Source organism: Endozoicomonas sp. SESOKO2, from assembly GCF_024606245.1.
Taxonomy (GTDB): domain Bacteria; phylum Pseudomonadota; class Gammaproteobacteria; order Pseudomonadales; family Endozoicomonadaceae; genus Endozoicomonas_A.
Genome location: NZ_JAHHPQ010000466.1, coordinates 1 through 1,832, shown reverse-complemented (window position 1 = coordinate 1,832; position 1,832 = coordinate 1). Strand labels below are relative to the sequence as shown.

The 1,832-nt window shown below is 44.2% G+C and carries 3 protein-coding genes and 1 pseudogene; 2 read left to right on the top strand and 2 right to left on the bottom strand.

Annotated features, from left to right (window positions below; genetic code table 11):
• A partial coding sequence (locus KDK17_RS10615; RefSeq protein WP_257288048.1) for a transposase occupies positions 1-228 on the top strand: 228 nt, incomplete at its 5' end.
• A pseudogene (locus KDK17_RS10610) lies at positions 158-858 on the top strand (transposase). The gene KDK17_RS10615 and the pseudogene KDK17_RS10610, both read left to right, overlap by 71 nt.
• A 196-nt stretch (positions 859-1,054) precedes the next feature.
• Here the strand turns inward: KDK17_RS10610 and KDK17_RS10605 are convergent.
• Entirely contained in the window at positions 1,055-1,300 is a 246-nt protein-coding gene (locus KDK17_RS10605) for a DUF2442 domain-containing protein (RefSeq protein ID WP_257255207.1), read from the bottom strand.
• Positions 1,301-1,322: 22 nt separating this feature from the next.
• On the bottom strand, positions 1,323-1,532 hold the full coding sequence (locus tag KDK17_RS19545) for a DUF4160 domain-containing protein (protein ID WP_368736439.1): 210 nt from the start codon (positions 1,530-1,532) through the stop codon (positions 1,323-1,325).
• Positions 1,533-1,832: the final 300 nt, after the last annotated feature.

The window sequence follows — 1,832 nt, the reverse complement described above, 5'->3', positions numbered from 1 at the left end:
GCTCTGGCTTTGGGCTACGAAGCTCTGAATAATCACCAACAGCTTCGCTATGACTTGGCTCTGCAAACAGCTACAGATTCTGAGCATCAACTGGCCAGTCAATCAACGCTCTGTCGCTTTGAAAAGCACGCAAACAGGGAACAGACTGTCCAGATGCATGAGATTCTCATTGAGCAGTTTCTTGCTTCATTCCGCAAGCCGCCCAAGAAAAATCTTGTTCCGGGGTGACAGCGGCTTTTGTCGGTCTCAGATATTAAGCTGGTGCGAGCGGAGTAACGTCGATTACATCGTAGGCATTGGCACAAATAGTCGATTAAATGCGTTGTCGCTGGATGTTCGACATCGGGCTGCCATGGGCTTCAAGGAAACCAGAGAGAAACAGCGTTGTTTCGCCACGCTCAGCTACGCAGCCAAGAGCTGGAAAAAGCGAGAGCGTAAAGTAGATGTAAAAGCTGAGTTCACAATCAAGGCAGACAATACACGGTATGTTGTTACTAACCTGAAGGGTTCTGCTAAATGGCTATACGACAGATGCTACTGTATGCGTGGTGACATGGAAAACCGATAAAAGAACAGCAATGGTTGTTCTCTGACCGCACCGGTTGCCATAAATGGTGGTCAAACCAGTTTCGTTTACTGATGTCTGGAATGGCCTATGTACTGCTGGAATACTTAAGAAGCGGTTACCACAAGCGCACGAAATTTGCTCGTGCCCAGATGCCTACATTGCGTAACCAGTTGTTGAAAATAGGTGCCGTGACTGTCCGCAACACTCGTCGGACCAGCATCCATATGAGCAGCAGCTTTCCCGATCAAAAGCTGTTTCTGGAACTGACGAGGAAGCTGGTTCCTGGATAACGGGGAATGTGCTGTTCCCGGCACGGAATAAACAATGGGGTAAGGGGGAGTTATGTCTGAATTTTGAAAAAATGGCTTTTAAAGGCTGAAAGCTTCCAAAATGACTGCCCGACAGAAACTGATGGACTAAACGTCAGCAGTTCAGACGTGGTGATGCAATATGCAGGTTAGGCGTGATTTGCACTTAGCAGGATTTTTAGTGGACACCGAGCAAGAGACCTTTAACACTCAAATCTTCATCAAGATCAGGCCAATGGATACCATCCCCCTCGCCAAGCAACTCCCAATTGTTGAGTTGTTGTTTGGTTCCATTTGAAAGAGATGGAAACCAAGAGATTGGTACGAGTATAACTCTGCCATCAACCAAGCTAACAATTAGCTCAGATTCAGAAAATTTAACATCTTGAGCTAATGGGTGCACCTCAACCTTTAAAGTATTCATTCCATGCCTCCAAGAATTTATCTTAATTTTTATCTACATGCTTTTGAAGCTCCCTTATCTCTTTGGCAGAGAATCTTGTTGAGCTTGCGAGCATGACAGGTTTTAAACAGAATTTTGCGAGAGCTTTGTCACGCTGAATATGAATATGGGCAGGTTCTCCATTTTCATTGGAGTAGAAGAAAAACCTGTATGGCCCGATTCTTAAAATAGTTGGCAATCTGAGCACTCCCATGGTTAGATCATTTAGAAAACAAAATATTGATGTTCGTCTGAGATCACATGATTATGAGTCATAAGATAGCTGATTCGTTCAATTTTTTCGATTTTTGTTTTAGCGCCTAACGCCTGGTTCGGCCGCCGCCGAAGGCGTTCGGGTGGAGTGGCGAAGCCACTGAACGAACTGAAACCATTTGTTATGTTACTATAATTCGATGCTTAAAGTTTAAGGGGTTTCCAATGCGTAAAAGTATCCTATCTTTAGCAATGGTTTTTATTTTGAACTCTTTTGTTTTGAACTCATACGGTATTGAAA